16 protein-coding genes and 4 tRNA genes are annotated in these 15,976 nt (G+C 40.1%); 19 read left to right on the top strand and 1 reads right to left on the bottom strand.

Annotated features, from left to right (window positions below; translation table 11 throughout):
* Window positions 1-81: 81 nt before the first annotated feature.
* The 3 genes from noc (at window position 82) to AAHB12_RS21580 (ending at window position 2,922) form a co-directional block, all read left to right on the top strand.
* Window positions 82-933 (top strand): nucleoid occlusion protein, encoded by an 852-nt coding sequence (gene noc, locus AAHB12_RS21590; protein WP_342047005.1) that lies wholly within the window; start codon window positions 82-84, stop codon window positions 931-933.
* A gap of 380 nt (window positions 934-1,313) precedes the next feature.
* Window positions 1,314-2,075: a ParA family protein gene (locus AAHB12_RS21585; protein ID WP_342047003.1), complete on the top strand. Its 762-nt coding sequence runs from the start codon at window positions 1,314-1,316 to the stop codon at window positions 2,073-2,075.
* Entirely contained in the window at window positions 2,068-2,922 is an 855-nt protein-coding gene (locus tag AAHB12_RS21580) for a ParB/RepB/Spo0J family partition protein (RefSeq protein ID WP_342047001.1), read from the top strand. The genes AAHB12_RS21585 and AAHB12_RS21580 overlap by 8 nt, the downstream gene beginning before the upstream one ends.
* Before the next feature lie 7 nt (window positions 2,923-2,929).
* On the opposite strand, the gene yyaC is transcribed toward AAHB12_RS21580, so the two are convergent.
* Complete coding sequence (gene yyaC, locus AAHB12_RS21575) at window positions 2,930-3,535, bottom strand: spore protease YyaC (protein WP_446715597.1); 606 nt, start codon at window positions 3,533-3,535, stop codon at window positions 2,930-2,932.
* A 166-nt stretch (window positions 3,536-3,701) separates the two neighbouring features.
* On the opposite strand from yyaC, the gene AAHB12_RS21570 reads away from it, so the two are divergent.
* The 16 genes from AAHB12_RS21570 to yycF all read left to right on the top strand — a co-directional run bounded on the left by AAHB12_RS21570 (window position 3,702) and on the right by yycF (window position 15,975).
* Window positions 3,702-4,583 carry a mechanosensitive ion channel family protein gene (locus AAHB12_RS21570; protein ID WP_129728630.1) on the top strand — a complete coding sequence of 294 codons (882 nt, stop codon included), beginning with the start codon at window positions 3,702-3,704 and terminating at the stop codon, window positions 4,581-4,583.
* 26 nt (window positions 4,584-4,609) lie between these two features.
* Complete coding sequence (locus AAHB12_RS21565; protein WP_129728631.1) at window positions 4,610-4,816, top strand: DUF951 domain-containing protein; 207 nt, start codon at window positions 4,610-4,612, stop codon at window positions 4,814-4,816.
* 88 nt (window positions 4,817-4,904) lie between these two features.
* On the top strand, window positions 4,905-6,005 hold the full coding sequence (gene ychF / locus AAHB12_RS21560) for a redox-regulated ATPase YchF (RefSeq protein ID WP_129728713.1): 1,101 nt from the start codon (window positions 4,905-4,907) through the stop codon (window positions 6,003-6,005).
* 381 nt (window positions 6,006-6,386) lie between these two features.
* The gene (gene rpsF, locus AAHB12_RS21555; RefSeq protein ID WP_129728632.1) at window positions 6,387-6,674 is read left to right on the top strand and encodes a 30S ribosomal protein S6; all 288 of its coding nucleotides are present in this window, start codon (window positions 6,387-6,389) and stop codon (window positions 6,672-6,674) included.
* Window positions 6,675-6,702: 28 nt separating this feature from the next.
* Window positions 6,703-7,230 (top strand): single-stranded DNA-binding protein, encoded by a 528-nt coding sequence (ssb, locus tag AAHB12_RS21550; protein WP_129728633.1) that lies wholly within the window; start codon window positions 6,703-6,705, stop codon window positions 7,228-7,230.
* A 45-nt stretch (window positions 7,231-7,275) separates the two neighbouring features.
* Window positions 7,276-7,512 carry a 30S ribosomal protein S18 gene (rpsR, locus tag AAHB12_RS21545; RefSeq protein ID WP_129728634.1) on the top strand — a complete coding sequence of 79 codons (237 nt, stop codon included), beginning with the start codon at window positions 7,276-7,278 and terminating at the stop codon, window positions 7,510-7,512.
* A gap of 117 nt (window positions 7,513-7,629) precedes the next feature.
* Window positions 7,630-8,589 carry a YybS family protein gene (locus tag AAHB12_RS21540; RefSeq protein WP_342046998.1) on the top strand — a complete coding sequence of 320 codons (960 nt, stop codon included), beginning with the start codon at window positions 7,630-7,632 and terminating at the stop codon, window positions 8,587-8,589.
* Window positions 8,590-8,689: 100 nt separating this feature from the next.
* On the top strand, window positions 8,690-10,663 hold the full coding sequence (locus tag AAHB12_RS21535) for a DHH family phosphoesterase (RefSeq protein ID WP_342046996.1): 1,974 nt from the start codon (window positions 8,690-8,692) through the stop codon (window positions 10,661-10,663).
* Window positions 10,660-11,106, top strand: coding sequence for a 50S ribosomal protein L9 (gene rplI / locus AAHB12_RS21530; protein ID WP_129728637.1), 447 nt, complete (start codon window positions 10,660-10,662; stop codon window positions 11,104-11,106). The genes AAHB12_RS21535 and rplI overlap by 4 nt, the downstream gene beginning before the upstream one ends.
* 160 nt (window positions 11,107-11,266) lie before the next feature.
* Window positions 11,267-12,628 carry a replicative DNA helicase gene (gene dnaB / locus AAHB12_RS21525; RefSeq protein WP_342046995.1) on the top strand — a complete coding sequence of 454 codons (1,362 nt, stop codon included), beginning with the start codon at window positions 11,267-11,269 and terminating at the stop codon, window positions 12,626-12,628.
* A 301-nt stretch (window positions 12,629-12,929) separates the two neighbouring features.
* Window positions 12,930-14,219, top strand: a complete 1,290-nt coding sequence (locus AAHB12_RS21520; RefSeq protein WP_342046993.1) for an adenylosuccinate synthase — start codon at window positions 12,930-12,932, stop codon at window positions 14,217-14,219.
* A 304-nt stretch (window positions 14,220-14,523) separates the two neighbouring features.
* Window positions 14,524-14,599, top strand: a tRNA-Lys gene (locus AAHB12_RS21515).
* A 9-nt stretch (window positions 14,600-14,608) separates the two neighbouring features.
* Window positions 14,609-14,680: transfer RNA gene (locus tag AAHB12_RS21510), tRNA-Glu, on the top strand.
* A 20-nt stretch (window positions 14,681-14,700) separates the two neighbouring features.
* Window positions 14,701-14,776: transfer RNA gene (locus AAHB12_RS21505), tRNA-Asp, on the top strand.
* Between the two features lie 39 nt (window positions 14,777-14,815).
* Window positions 14,816-14,888 (top strand) — tRNA-Phe (locus tag AAHB12_RS21500).
* 382 nt (window positions 14,889-15,270) lie between these two features.
* Entirely contained in the window at window positions 15,271-15,975 is a 705-nt protein-coding gene (gene yycF, locus AAHB12_RS21495; protein ID WP_342047019.1) for a response regulator YycF, read from the top strand.
* Window position 15,976: the final 1 nt, after the last annotated feature.

Here is a 15,976-nt window from a genome sequence, read left to right as displayed (position 1 = left end):
GTACATACTCACAATGGTGTTTCACCTGAAACACTTTATATAGAGAAAGTATCCAATAGGAGTTAAGGGTGGTGGAGTACAATGAAGAATACGTTCTCCCGTCTATTTGGATTTGGAGAGAGGGACACAGAAATAACCCTGCATGAGGAAGCGCGCGAAGAGATAAAGCAAATTCCTATTGCAGATATTATTCCAAACCGCTATCAACCACGCACTGTTTTTGATGATAGAAGAATTGAGGAACTTGCTCTTACTATTCGAACACATGGTATCATTCAACCTATTGTCGTTCGTGCGTATGGTATGGGACAATATGAGATTATTGCCGGGGAAAGAAGATTTCGAGCCGTTACAAAGCTGGGATGGGAGACTATTCCGGCTGTTGTAAAAAATATGAGTGATACAGAAACCGCTTCGGTTGCTTTAATTGAAAACCTGCAGCGAGAAGAGTTAACAGCTATTGAAGAGGCCTTTGCTTATCAAAAATTATTAGAGCTGCATAATTTAACGCAGGAAGCTCTTGCGCAACGTCTTGGGAGAGGACAATCAACTGTTGCAAACAAGCTTCGGCTGTTAAAGCTCCCAGAGGAAGTAAAACAATCCCTATTAGAGAAAAGAATTACAGAACGTCATGCGCGTGCTATCATTCCACTAAAAAATGAAGAACAGCAGTTAAAGGTATTACAAGAAATCGAGGAAAAACAGCTAAATGTAAAGCAAACTGAGGAGCGGGTTGAAAGGCTTTTAGAAATGACTGCCCCTAAAGCTAAGGCGAAGCAGAAACGAAAGGCTTTTAGTCGTGATACGCGCATTGCAATGAACACAATTCGTCAATCATTAGAAATGGTGTCGAACAGTGGATTACAGGTAAATGCTGAAGAAAAGGAATTTGAGGAGTATTATCAGATTACAATTACAATTCCAAAGAAGTAATAGAATTAAGTAGCTAAAAGACTTTTCCTATCCAACGGAGAAGTCTTTTTTACACTGAAAATATAACCTTTTGAGGATCCCTGGCCGATCGGCAAGTTTTCTTTACACTGTAGGAAAGTATAAATTTCTAGCCAGAAGTGAACTTGACGTAGCGAGAAATTTTAAGAATACAGTATAAGTAGGGCTACGCCTCTGTCTTCGCCTCCCGGCTTGCCAATCAGCGAGTTTTCTTTAGATATTTTATAATCTAAAAAGCAGGAGATTACGAATGAGATTTTGAAGTTAAATACAGAAATAAAAATGAAAGCAGGCTCGTTCGTGTTACAATAAGAATGGTGTCTGCTAACAGAACGGACAGAAAGTTGAAAGTAGGTGACAACATGGGAACTATCATTTCAATTGCGAATCAAAAAGGGGGAGTTGGAAAAACAACAACTTCCGTGAATTTAGGTGCCGGTTTAGCTTGTTTAGGGAAAAAGGTTCTTCTTGTTGACATTGATGCACAAGGGAATGCAACTACGGGAGTTGGCATAGATAAAGCAGCTATAGAACAATGCGTATATAATGTGCTTGTAGAGGACCAGGATATTCGAGCTATTATAAAGCCGACTACAGTAAAAGATCTGGATGTTCTTCCAGCAACTATTCAATTGGCAGGAGCAGAAATTGAACTTGTACCGACAATATCAAGGGAGATTCGTCTGAAACGTGCCCTTCAGCCTGTTCGAGATGAGTATGATTACATCATTATTGACTGTCCTCCTTCTCTCGGACTACTGACAATTAATGCATTAACAGCTTCTGATTCAGTTATCATCCCTGTCCAATGTGAATATTACGCTATGGAAGGACTCAGCCAACTTTTAAATACTGTTCGGCTTGTACAAAAGCATTTAAACAAAGAGCTTGCCATTCAAGGAGTCCTTTTAACAATGCTTGATGCTAGAACAAATCTTGGTCTTCAAGTAATCGATGAGGTGAAGAAATATTTTAGGGATAAGGTGTACCGCTCTGTTATTCCGAGAAATGTTCGTTTAAGTGAGGCACCAAGTCATGGCAAACCAATTATGTTATATGATGCTAAGTCAAGAGGTTCAGAAGTGTACTTAGATTTAGCAAAGGAAGTGATTACAGGTGGCTAAAGGCCTTGGAAAGGGAATTCAAGCTTTATTTCCGGATTTGGATGTCACGGAAGAAGAAGCTGTGAAGGAAATTGCAATTAACCAGCTGCGGCCCAATCCATACCAACCGAGAAAACACTTTCAGGAAGAAGCGATTCATGAATTAAAAGAATCTATTCTTGAATATGGCATTATACAGCCTATTATTGTGAGGAAGAGTATTAAAGGTTATGAAATTGTAGCAGGAGAACGAAGATTCCGGGCTGCGAAAGAAGCAAACTTAGAAACTGTACCTGTTGTGATAAGAGGTTTGACAGACCAGCAAATGATGGAATTGGCGTTGCTGGAAAATCTACAGCGGGAAGATCTAACACCGATGGAAGAAGCGTCTGCCTATCAGCTGTTAATGGATGAATTAAAACTCACTCAGGATCAGTTGGCAAAACGTCTTGGAAAAAGTAGACCGCATATTTCTAATCATATACGCCTCCTCTCCCTTCCTGAGGATATTCAACAGCTGATCTCAAATGGAACTCTTTCTATGGGACATGGAAGAACTTTGTTAGGCTTAAAAGATAAAACGAAAATAGCAACTGTTGTAAAGCAGATTGAAAAAGAGGGCCTTAATGTAAGGCAATTAGAGCAGCTTATTCAACGGATAAATCAAGATGTTTCACGTGAAACAAAAGAGGATAAAAAGGAGAAAAATATCTTTTTTCAAGAACAGGAATCCTTCCTTCGTGATCATTTTGGAACAGCTGTTAAAATTAGCAAAGGCAGCAAAAAAGGTAAAATAGAAATTGATTTCTTTAGTGAAGAAGACTTACAGCGTATTCTGGACCTTCTTGCTGGAGAAAATAAGAAATAAACCATCCTCATAGATGGTTTATTTTTTTGGATACTGTCAGATACCGATCTGTTTTTTGAATGCCCGCAGCAATAACATCAGCCATTTTCATTACTAGATTTAACCTTGTGTTCTGTAATACAAAAAACTCCATGAATCCTTGAATATTCACAACACCATGGATGTGTATGTTTCCAACAGGAGGAAGCTTTTTATTCATTGCTGCACCAGGCCTACTTGGGCCTTGGCCAACAGAAATTGCGCCAATGCTTTGAGCTTTGCCAAGACATGCATCGAGTGCAATTACAAAAGGTTGTACATATTGTTTTTTGATAGATAGGAGAGTTTCTTCTAGGTTCAGGGCATGAACAGGGTCCTCTAAGGTCCCGAATACATTGAAATTCTCTAAGCTTCGTTCAGAGAGTTTGGAACCAACGAGCGGACCAAGGGAATCTCCTGTAGAACGATCTGTTCCGATACAAACAAGAACAATAGGATTTGTTATTTTTTCTGTAAGATGGACGGACAATAAACGACTTAAGCGATCTCCAGCTGCTGTTTCATGGTAGAAAACAGATTGTGGTCCCTTATCAAAGAAAGGATTTTTCTTCAGCGTTTCTAAATTCACAAGCATCCACCCTTTATTGTAATGTTATCAGTATATAAAAAATAATTCCAATTTATACCTGTTTGTATAAAAAATAAAGAACCTGTCATCAGAATGTTTTAGAAGCAAATCAGGAATTCTGTTACAATAAGGAGTGGATTCGATAACCGAAATAAGAGAAAGGCAGGTTAAAATGACTGAGCTCGATAATTTGTATGTAAAATTTACAGCCTATCTTCTAGATCCTACTTTATGGCAAAGAACTGGAATTTCAATTCTTAAAATTATCTTTATTATTGCGGCAGCGAGTGTGGTAATTCGCGCTGGGCGGGCAATTATTCAAAAAGCCTTTAAAATCAAAACAAGGAACCCGCTCCAAATGTCGGAACGTCGACTGGCCACGATTGCTAAATTATTGGAAAATGTTCTTACTTATGCAGTGTTTTTTGTTGTGATTGTTATGATTCTTGGAGTACTCGGTATTGATACAAAAGGATTAATTGCGGGAGCTGGTGTCGTTGGGCTGGCCGTTGGATTTGGTGCACAAAACTTAGTTCGTGATGTAATTACCGGCTTTTTTATTTTATTAGAGGATCAGTTTTCAGTAGGTGACTATGTTCGAGTAGGCAATTTTGAAGGAACTATCCAAGAAATTGGATTGCGTACAACGAAAATCAAAAATTGGACGGGTGAATTACATATTCTTCCAAATGGGAATATTAAGGAAGTAACAAATTTCTCTTTAAATAATAGTGTAGCATTTGTTGATATAAGCATTTCCTACGAGAGCGATATTCATCATGCAGAACGAGTAATAGAAGACTTATTAGATGAGCTTCCTATGCGCTATGAGCAAATGGTGAAACGTCCGGAGTTATTGGGAGTTCAGCAGATAGGGAATTCAGAAGTCACGCTTCGTGTCACTTGTGAAACACAGCCGATGCAGCATTTTGCTGTTTCAAGAGCATTACGTAAGGAAATTAAGCTGCGGCTTGATGAAAATGGAATCGAAATTCCATACCCGCGTATGGTTCTATATAGTCGTCAAGGGAATGAAACAAAGCAGGCGAACTGATATTAAGCAAGAGGAGTTTAGAGATTATGGAGCAGAAGCAATATGATTTAAATGATGTTGTGGAAATGAAAAAGCCTCATCCATGTGGAGTAAACCGCTGGAAAATTATTCGAATGGGAATGGATATTCGGGTTAAGTGTGAAGGCTGCTCTCATTCTGTTTTAATTCCGCGGCGGGAATTTGATCGGAAACTAAAGAAGGTACTTGTTAGACAAGAAGATAGTGAAGCTTGAGCAGCCGCCTTGTGCGGCTGTTTCTATGCTTGTCATTTCATGTATTACTATCTATAATGATGAAAGATTACTTATGGGAGTGAAAGCAATGGGATTAACAGCTGGGATCGTTGGCTTACCAAACGTAGGGAAGTCAACGCTGTTTAATGCAATTACGCAAGCAGGTGCAGAATCCGCCAATTATCCATTCTGTACAATTGACCCGAACGTAGGGATTGTAGAAGTACCGGATCACCGTTTGAATAAGCTTACCGAGCTTGTACAGCCGAAGAAAACAGTTCCGACTGTGTTTGAGTTCACTGATATTGCTGGTATTGTAAAGGGTGCGAGTAAGGGAGAAGGATTAGGGAATAAGTTTTTATCTCATATTCGTCAAGTGGATGCAATTTGCCAAGTTGTTCGCTGCTTTGAAGATGAAAATATTACGCATGTATCTGGTAAAGTAGATCCAATTGCGGATATTGAGACGATTAACTTGGAATTAATTTTGGCAGACTTGGAATCAGTAGAAAAAAGAATTGACCGTGTTGCTAAGCTGGCTAAGCAAAAGGATAAGGAAGCAGCATATGAGCATGATATTTTAGTTCGTTTGAAGGACGCATTTGAAAAAGATCAGCCTGCTCGTACAGTAGAATTTACAGAAGAAGAAATGAAGGTTGTCAGAGCTCTTCATCTTTTAACAATTAAGCCGATGCTATATGTAGCAAATGTCGGAGAAGATGATATTATCGATCCTTCAGGTAATGAGTATGTACAAATGGTTAAAGAATTTGCTGCGAAGGATAATGCAGAAGTTATTGTTGTTTGTGCAAAAATTGAAGCTGAAATCTCAGAATTGGATGATGAAGAGAAAAAGGCCTTCTTAGAAGAATTAGGGATTGAAGAATCTGGGTTGGATCAATTAATTCGAGCAGCTTACCATTTGCTTGGTCTTGCCACGTATTTTACGGCAGGTGTACAAGAGGTTCGTGCATGGACGTTCCGTAAAGGAATGAAGGCACCTCAATGTGCAGGGATTATTCATACTGATTTTGAAAGAGGCTTTATCCGAGCAGAAACAGTATCTTATGATGATTTGCTTCAGAATGGCTCAATGACTGCTGCTCGTGAGGCTGGAAAAGTACGTTTAGAAGGAAAAGAGTATATTATGAAGGACGGAGATGTGGTACACTTCCGTTTTAATGTATAAGAATGCTTTTTAATGAAATGGCATGTTCTTTGCTTTTGGCATAAGACATGCTGTTTTATTTTGCACTTTTAAGGAAGTATAAATTTCTAGCTAGAAGACAATTCGACGTAGCGAGAAATTTTAGGGATAAAGTATAAGTAGGGCTACGCCTCTGTCTTCGCTCAAAGGCAAGGCTCGCCAATCAGCGAGTAAAAAATTAAGTAGTAACAGACGAGCCTTAACCTTCCTGTCCTTAGAGGGAAGCTAGACTCGTTTCACTTTTCTTTTTCAGCTAGTTGATTCCCCTAACCTACTATGATATAATCTAAACTTGTGAGTAATTACAAAAATTGCTCCTTGCCCATTAGTGGGCCGTTTAGTCCAAAAGGAGGTGACATTAGGATGAAAAAGTATGAGATTATGTACATCATCCGCCCGAACATGGAAGAGGAAGCTCAAAAAGCATTAGTTGAGCGTTTCGCCAATGTTTTAACAACAAACGGTGCGGAAATTGCAAACGTAAAAGAGTGGGGAAAACGCCGCTTAGCTTACGAAATCAACGACTTCCGCGAGGGCGTATACATGCTATCTAAAGTAAACGCACCTGCAGCTGCAGTTCAAGAATTCGAGCGTTTAGCGAAAATTAGCGAAGATATCATTCGCCACATCGTTGTGCGTGAAGAAGAATAAGATATATTTTTGAGGGAGAGTGGTTCGGATGATGAATCGCGTAGTACTCGTCGGTCGTTTAACTAAAGATCCGGAATTGCGTTACACGCCAAATGGCATCGCGGTAGCTACTTTTACGCTGGCTGTGAATCGCGCATTTTCAAATCAGCAGGGCGAACGCGAAGCTGATTTTATTAACTGTGTTGTATGGCGCAAACCAGCAGAGAATGTAGCAAACTTTTTGAAAAAGGGCAGCCTTGCCGGTGTGGATGGCCGTCTTCAATCTCGCAGCTATGAGGGACAAGATGGGAAGCGTGTGTATGTAACAGAAGTTGTTGCAGATAGCGTACAGTTCTTAGAGACAAGGTCAGGCGCAGCGAATGGGGAACAGCGTGGTTCGTTCAATCAGCAGCCACAATCCTTTGGCAATTACGGAAATCAAGGACCGCAAAATCCATCGTACGGAGGCGGCGCTCCAGCTGGAAACCAAGGGAAATCTAATTTCCAGAGAAATGATGACCCGTTTGCCAATGTAGGTCAACCGATTGATATTTCGGACGATGATTTACCATTTTAATATATAGATCGGCTTACTATAACAAAAGAATGGAGGGAATTTGAAATGGCTGGTGGACGTAAAGGCGGACGTGCAAAACGTCGTAAAGTGTGCTACTTCACTGCAAATGGCATCACTAAAATTGATTACAAAGATCTTGATCTTTTAAAACGTTTCGTATCTGAGCGTGGTAAGATTTTACCTCGTCGTGTAACAGGTACTAGCGCAAGATACCAACGCAAACTTACAGTTGCGATTAAACGTGCTCGTCAAATGGCACTTTTACCATACGTTGCAGAATAAGAACGTTAAAAAATGCACAGTAAAGGGCATCCTCTACTGTGCATTTTGTTGTTTTATTAACTTCTTTCTTGTTTAATCTATGAAAGAAAACGGTTAAAATAGAGAAGGAATAAGTAAATGAAGCGAGGAAAACGCATGAAAAATACGAGGTTTATCACAGAAGGGGCAGTTTTATTAGCAGTCTACATTATTTTGCTGCTGGCATCCCTTTATATACCAATACTGAATTTTTTCATTTCATTAGCATTACCGCTCCCGTTTATCTTATTTTCGATACGTTATGATGTGAAGCGTAGTCTCATTCTGGTGGCAGTAGCTTCCTTAGTGACAATGATTGTCAGCTCACCACTTACTATCACAAATACTGTGATGTTTGGGACAGCTGGAATTGTGTTTGGAAGTATGTATAAAAGGAACAGAAAGCCTTTAGAAATTTTGCTTGCAGGAACTCTTATTTACATAGTAAATATCGTTGTGTTATATATTGTGAGTATACAACTGCTGCATTATAACTTTATAACTGAATTAAAGGACGTATTTAATCAGTCCATTCAACAGGCTGAACAAATTACAAAAGCAACCGGTGCTCAAGTGAATGAAGAGCAGATGAAACAATTAAAGCAAACGCTAGGGCTAATTGGTTACCTGTTACCGATGTTAGTTGTTGCAAGTGGATTAATGATGGCTTGGTTCACTCAGTTGATTGCGGCTCCAGTTTTAAAGCGCTTAAGAAATCCTGTACAGCCTTGGCCGCCATTTCGTGATATTCAATTTCCTAAAAGTGTTCTTTGGTATTATGTTCTTTTTCTCATTATAACTATGTTTTATAAGGCAGAGGAAGGAACATACTTATATATTGCTTTATTAAATTTGAACTTTCTGCTTCAATGGATTATGGCAGCACAAGGTTTCTCATTTATAGCCTTCTGGTCTCATAGCAAGGGCTATCCTAAGGCATTCCCAATTATACTTTTTGTTGTTTCTTTATTAATGTCCATTTTATTTTCTCTCGTAAGTTTCTTAGGTATAATAGATTTAGGTTTTAGACTTCGGAATAGGCTAGAAAAACGTGTATAGCACAAAATGCTCTTATACAAGGAGTGGGGTTTAAAAGAGGCATGTTTACAAGGCTCTTTCAGATGTATAGTTCGTCAAGTTTTTTATAGGAGTTGAACGTATGCCTGAATTTTATAAGAAACAAAAGTTTCTTTATCCTATTTATGCCCTAACGCTCTTAACTCTCTTGTTAGTTACAGTTCTCGTATATTACAACTGGATATTTGGTGTGGCTGCCTCCTTCCTTTTTTGCTTGATTGTATTGGTTTTAATCAAGTTTGAATTGGCATTTCGGAAAAATCTAGAACAATATACGTCTGATATGATTACAAGAGTTAAGAAAGTAAGTGACGAAGCATTGAATCAAATGCCGATTGGGATTCTGCTATACAACAAGGAGTATGGAATTGACTGGGCAAACCCTTATTTAACTTCCTGCTTTGGTCATCAATCCCTGGCTGGATGGCATTTGTATGACTTGTCAGAGGCGTTGTTGTTACTTGTGAAGCAAGAAATGACTGCTGATGTTATTACATTAAATAAGCGGAAGTTTCGTGTGTTTGTGCGGCGCGAGGAAAAGCTTATTTATTTTTTCGATGTAACAGAGCAGACGCACATTGAAAAAATGTATGAGGATCAAAGAACAGTGTTAGCTGTCATTTACTTGGATAATTATGATGAAGTAACACAAGGACTTGATGATCAGCAAAGAACAAATATTACCAGTCATGTTACTGCAATTTTAAATAGTTGGGCACTGAAATATGGTATGTATTTAAAGCGTGTTTCCTCTGAGCGCTTTTTCGTTGTATTGAATGAAAGTATTTTGCTGCAGGTGGAGAAGAGTAAATTTGATATTTTGGACCAAGTGCGTGAGGAAACAGCGAAACGCAATATTCCACTTACATTAAGTATTGGTGTCGGTTCAGGAGCCCTTGAGCTTCCAGAATTAGGCGTAATGGCACAATCTGGACTTGATCTTGCATTAGGCCGCGGAGGCGACCAGGTGGCTGTTAAACAGGCGACAGGAAAGGTGAAATTTTACGGTGGTAAAACCAACCCGATAGAGAAGCGAACAAGGGTTAGGGCACGTGTGATTTCCCATGCCTTAAAGGATCTTGTACTTGAAAGCAATAATATTATCATTATGGGTCATAAATTACCTGACATGGATGCTCTAGGAGCTGCGATCGGTATTTTAAAGGTTGCGGAACTGAATGAACGCGAAGGATATATTGTTTTAGATGAACAAGGCCTTGATAAGGGTGTGAAGCGGCTCATTGAAGAGCTTAAGAAGCAGCCTGAGCTTTGGGCTCGGTTCATTAGCCCAGAACAAGCGCTTGAGCTTGCTACGGATGAATCGCTCCTCGTTATTGTAGATACACATAAGCCGTCTATGGTGATTGAGCCACAATTATTAAGTACAATTGAAAATGTTGTAGTAATTGACCATCATCGCCGGGGAGAGGATTTTATTGAAGATCCACTTCTTGTGTATATGGAGCCATATGCCTCCTCAACTGCTGAGCTTGTTACAGAGTTATTGGAATATCAACCAAAGCGCCTGAAAATGAGCATGCTTGAGGCGACCGCATTGTTGGCTGGTATTATTGTAGATACCAAAAGCTTTACCTTCCGCACAGGTTCTCGTACATTTGATGCAGCTTCCTATCTTCGTTCTCATGGAGCGGATACTGTTTTAGTTCAGAAGCTCCTGAAAGAGGATATGAACCAGTATTTAAAGATTGCCAAAACACTTCAAAATGCGTACATTTATAAAAACGGCATTGCCATCGCTACAGCGGAGGAAGGGCAGCTTCATGACCAAGTATTGATTGCCCAGGCTGCAGATACGCTTTTAACGATGACAGGCGTAGTAGCCTCTTTTGTAATTGCCAAACGAACAGAACAAATGATAGGCATGAGTGGGCGTTCACTTGGAGAAATTAATGTCCAAATTATTTTAGAGGCCCTCGGCGGAGGTGGACACTTAACGAATGCTGCTACACAAATGCATCATACATCCATTACAGAAGCAGAAAATCAGCTTAAAGCTGTTATAGATGAATATCTTCAGGGAGGGACAAAGGAATGAAGGTTATCTTTTTAAAAGACGTAAAAGGCAAAGGAAAAAAAGGTGAGGTTAAAAATGTAGCAGATGGCTACGCTCAAAACTTCCTTTTAAAGCAGGGATTAGCAGTTGAAGCTACAAATGCAAATGTGAGCACATTGGATGCAAAGAAGCGTAAGGAAGAAAAGGAAGCAGAGCAGGAGCTTGAAAATAGCAAAAAATTGAAAGAAACCTTAGAAACATTGACAGTCAACTTAAAAGCAAAGTCTGGAGAAGGCGGTCGATTGTTCGGTTCCATTACGAGCAAGCAAATTGCCGAGGAGTTGCAAAAGGCGCATGGTTTCAAGGTTGATAAACGTAAATTTGAGTTGCATGATGCGATTCGTACGTTAGGGCATACAAATGTCCCAGTAAAGCTTCACCCGCAAGTAACAGCAACATTAAAGGTACATGTAACTGAGCAGTAAGGCGCAGCTTTATATCGCTGTAGGAAAGGATAAATTTCCAGCTAGAGGTCATTTGGTACAGTTGGGAATTTTAGGGATATAGTGTAAGGACAACTACGTCTCTGTCTTCGCCTAACGGCTTGCTAATCGACGAGTTTTCTTTAAAGGAGGATGGATAACTATGAGTGATTTATTTGCTGATCGTACCCCTCCGCAAAATATAGAAGCTGAACAGGCTGTTTTAGGAGCTGTGTTTTTAGAACCAGAGTCGTTAACACCGGCTTCGGAAATGCTAAGACCAGAGGATTTCTATCGTGCAGCCCACCAAAAAATATTTGAAATGATGTTGGCTCTCTCCAATAAGGGGGAGCCAATTGATTTGGTGACAGTAACCGCCGAGCTTGCAGATCAAAACCTGCTGGAGGAAGTCGGCGGTGTTTCTTATTTAGCGGACTTGGCAAATGCTGTTCCTACAGCGGCGAATGTTGAGTATTACGCAAGGATTATAGAAGAGAAATCAATCTTGCGCCGCCTTATCCGAACAGCTACAACCATTGCAACAGATGGCTACACACGTGAAGATGATGTAGAAGGTTTATTAAATGAATCAGAACGGAAAATCTTAGAGGTATCCCAGCGCAAAAATACAAAAGGGTTCCAAAATATAAAGGATGTTCTCGTTGCGGCATATGATAAGATTGAAACGCTGCATAATCGTAAAGGTGATATTACAGGTATTCCGACAGGGTTTATCGAGCTAGATAAAATGACAGCTGGGTTTCAGCGGAATGATTTAATCATCGTCGCTGCCCGTCCTTCTGTAGGTAAAACAGCATTTGCTTTGAATATTGCGCAAAATGTAGCGACGAAAACGGATGAAAATGTAGCTATCTTTAGTTTAGAGATGGGATCTGATCAGCTTGTTATGCGTATGCTTTGCGCAGAAGGAAATATTGATGCACAGCGTTTACGTACAGGGGCATTAACGGCTGAGGATTGGGCAAAGCTCACAATGGCAATGGGAAGCTTAGCAAATGGCGGGATTTATATTGATGATACGCCAGGAATTCGTGTAAGTGAAATTCGTGCAAAATGCCGCCGTTTGAAACAGGAAAATGGTCTAGGCATGATTTTGATAGATTATCTCCAACTTATCCAGGGAAGCGGAAAGTCTGGTGAAAATCGTCAACAGGAAGTGTCGGAAATTTCCAGATCCCTTAAGGCACTCGCAAGGGAACTGCAGGTTCCTGTTATTGCCTTATCACAGCTATCACGTGGAGTAGAATCGCGTCAGGACAAACGTCCGATGATGTCTGACATTCGGGAATCTGGAAGTATCGAGCAGGATGCTGATATTGTTGCCTTCTTATATCGTGAAGACTATTATGAGCGTGAGACAGAAAATAAAAATACTATTGAAATTATTATTGCGAAGCAGCGTAATGGTCCTGTTGGCACAGTGCAGCTTGCCTTTGTAAAAGAATATAATAAGTTTGTGAATTTAGACCGACGATATGATGAAGGTGCAGCACCGCCAGCATAAAAAAAAGAACACATCGCATGATAAGGATGTGTTCTTTTTTTGCCCTGTAAGAAAGTGTTATTTTTAACTGGAAGCCGATTCGATGCAGTAGGAAACTTTAGGAATACAGCCTAAGGGCAACTGCACCTCTGTTTTCTTCTAACGGCTCGCCAGTCAGCAAATTTTCTTTAAAATAACAAGGTATCTTACGAACGAAGGTTAATGTCAAAAATTAAAATGTTCGTTTTTTCGTTGACTTCTTTCATCATTTTGGTAAAATGATATTGTTTGAGTTCGTTTTAAAATTGTGGAGGTGCTTTGAATGTCTTCAGTAGTAGTGGTAGGAACGCAATGGGGAGACGAAGGAAAAGGGAAAATTACCGATTTTCTCTCTCAGCATGCAGAGGTAGTTGCACGTTACCAAGGTGGAAATAATGCAGGTCATACAATCGTGTTTGATGGAGAGCGTTATAAACTTCATTTAATTCCATCTGGTATTTTTTATAAAGAAAAAATTTGTGTAATCGGAAACGGTATGGTAGTAGATCCGAAGGCATTGGTAGAAGAGCTTGCATATTTACACGGTCACGAAGTGAGTACGGACAATCTGCGCATCAGCAACCGTGCCCATGTAATTCTGCCATATCACTTGAAGCAGGATGAGCTTGAAGAAGAGCGTAAGGGAGATAATAAAATCGGAACGACAAAAAAAGGGATCGGACCGGCTTATATGGATAAAGCTGCGCGGATTGGGATTCGTATCGCAGATCTTCTGGACCGCGAAGAATTTTATACAAAGCTAGAGCGCAATTTAGCTGAAAAGAATCGCTTATTCGAAAAAATGTACGATGCAGAAGGGTTCAAAATTGAAGACATTTTTGAAGAGTATTTTGAGTATGGTCAGCAAATTAAAAAATATGTTTGTGATACATCAGTTGTATTGAACGATGCACTTGATGAAGGTCGTCGCGTATTATTTGAAGGAGCACAAGGCGTTATGCTTGATATCGACCAAGGTACGTATCCGTTCGTTACATCCTCCAACCCAGCTGCAGGCGGTGTAACAATTGGATCTGGTGTAGGTCCTTCTAAAATTAAGCGTGTAGTAGGTGTGTGTAAGGCATATACAACACGTGTAGGTGATGGTCCATTCCCAACTGAGCTGCACGATGAAATTGGAAACCAAATTCGTGAGGTGGGCCGTGAGTACGGTACAACAACAGGCCGCCCGCGCCGCGTAGGTTGGTTTGACAGTGTAGTTGTTCGCCATGCACGCCGTGTAAGCGGAATTACAGATTTATCCCTAAATTCGATTGACGTATTAACAGGAATTCCAACACTAAAAATTTGTGTTGCTTATAAGTATAAAGGCGAAGTGGTTCATGAATTCCCAGCCAGCTTAAAGATTCTTGGCGAATGTGAGCCTGTCTACGAAGAGCTGCCAGGTTGGACAGAAGACATTACAGGTGTAAAAACATTAAATGAACTTCCAGAAAATGCGAGACATTATGTAGAGCGTGTATCTCAATTAACAGGAATTCCTTTATCTGTATTTTCTGTAGGTCCAGACCGCAGCCAAACAAATGTAATTCGAAACGTGTACGGAGTATAAGGATTACAGAAAAACATTGAATATTGTCGAAAAATGTTGTATATTTAGTCAGGGAAAGAACCCCACTCTTCTGGGTTCTTTCCTTTTGACACTTATAAAAAGGGATACATTTCTAACTAGAAGTGAATTCGACATGGCAGGAAATTTTAGAAACAAAGTGTAAGTGCAACTACGCCTCTGTTTTCGCAAAAATTTGGGGCCTGACAATCAGCCAGTTTAAAAAATGAAAAAACACTTGATTTCTATTTAAGAAATATGATAAGATATATCTTGTCGTTAAAAAATTAGTATCTTTTCACAATAAGAGCCATTAGCTCAGTCGGTAGAGCATCTGACTTTTAATCAGAGGGTCGAAGGTTCGAGTCCTTCATGGCTCACCATTTTAATGTGGCCCGTTGGTCAAGCGGTTAAGACACCGCCCTTTCACGGCGGTAACACGGGTTCGAATCCCGTACGGGTCACTTTTTTAATATGTATTCATGGTTCCGTGGTGTAGCGGTTAACATGCCTGCCTGTCACGCAGGAGATCGCGGGTTCGATCCCCGTCGGGACCGCCATTCTTGTTTCACCGTATTACGGTTTTACATAGATATTTTGGCTCGGTAGCTCAGTCGGTAGAGCAGAGGACTGAAAATCCTCGTGTCGGCGGTTCGATTCCGTCCCGAGCCACTTCAAGGACATTAAGTAGATAAAGCTTGATGTCCTTTCATTTTTTGCTCTTTAAGAATGTGTAAGTTTCCAGCTAGAAGTGAATTCTACGTAGCAGGAAATTTTAGAAGCAAAGTGTAAGTGCAACTATGTCTCTGTCCTCGCCCAAGAGTGGGGCTCGCCAGTCGATGGGTTTTCCTTAGAAGGTATGGAACATTTGACAAGGTATATTCATGTACATGAATTTCTAGAGGAAATGATGTGTTTGCTCCCTTTGGGATGAAGCTACTTCAGTTTTACAAACAAAGATAATTCTTTTACAATAGATAATAGATGAGCCTCTAGCAGTAATAGCTAGAGGCTTTTGTGTAAAAATAGCGTCTGGGAGGGATAAAGCAATATGATGGGAAAAAAGATTTTAGTAGTGGATGATGAAAAACCAATTGCTGATATTTTAAAGTTCAATCTGGAAAAAGAAGGATTTGAAATCGTGTTAGCTCATGATGGAGAAGAGGCAATTGAAAAGGTACAGTCTGAACAACCAGATATGATATTGTTGGACATTATGCTTCCCGGAAAGGATGGATTAGAAGTTTGCCGTGAAGTACGAAAGAACTTCGAAATGCCAATTATCATGTTGACTGCGAAAAATTCTGAAATTGATAAAGTGCTTGGTTTAGAACTGGGAGCAGATGATTATGTGACTAAGCCGTTTAGCACACGGGAATTACTGGCACGTGTCAAAGCCAATCTTCGACGCCACCAACAAGGCGGTGGAAACGAGAAGGAAGAAAATATAGAGGTTACAGTTGGACCAATTGTAATTAATTCAAATGCATACAGTGTGATGAAGCGAGAGGAAAATATTGAACTGACACACAGGGAATTTGAGCTGCTTCATTACTTAGCAAAGCATCTAGGACAAGTTATGACGCGTGAACACCTGTTGCAAACCGTATGGGGATATGATTATTTTGGTGACGTGCGTACAGTGGATGTCACGGTACGTCGTTTGCGTGAAAAGGTTGAGGATAATCCAAGTCATCCTACTTTAATTGTGACAAGAAGAGGAGTCGGCTATTATCTCCGTGACCCGGAACAGGAGTAAT

The organism is Bacillus sp. OTU530 (assembly GCF_038440375.1).
The sequence above is the reverse complement of the archived record's forward strand: the minus strand, read 5'-3'. Positions and strand labels throughout refer to the sequence as shown.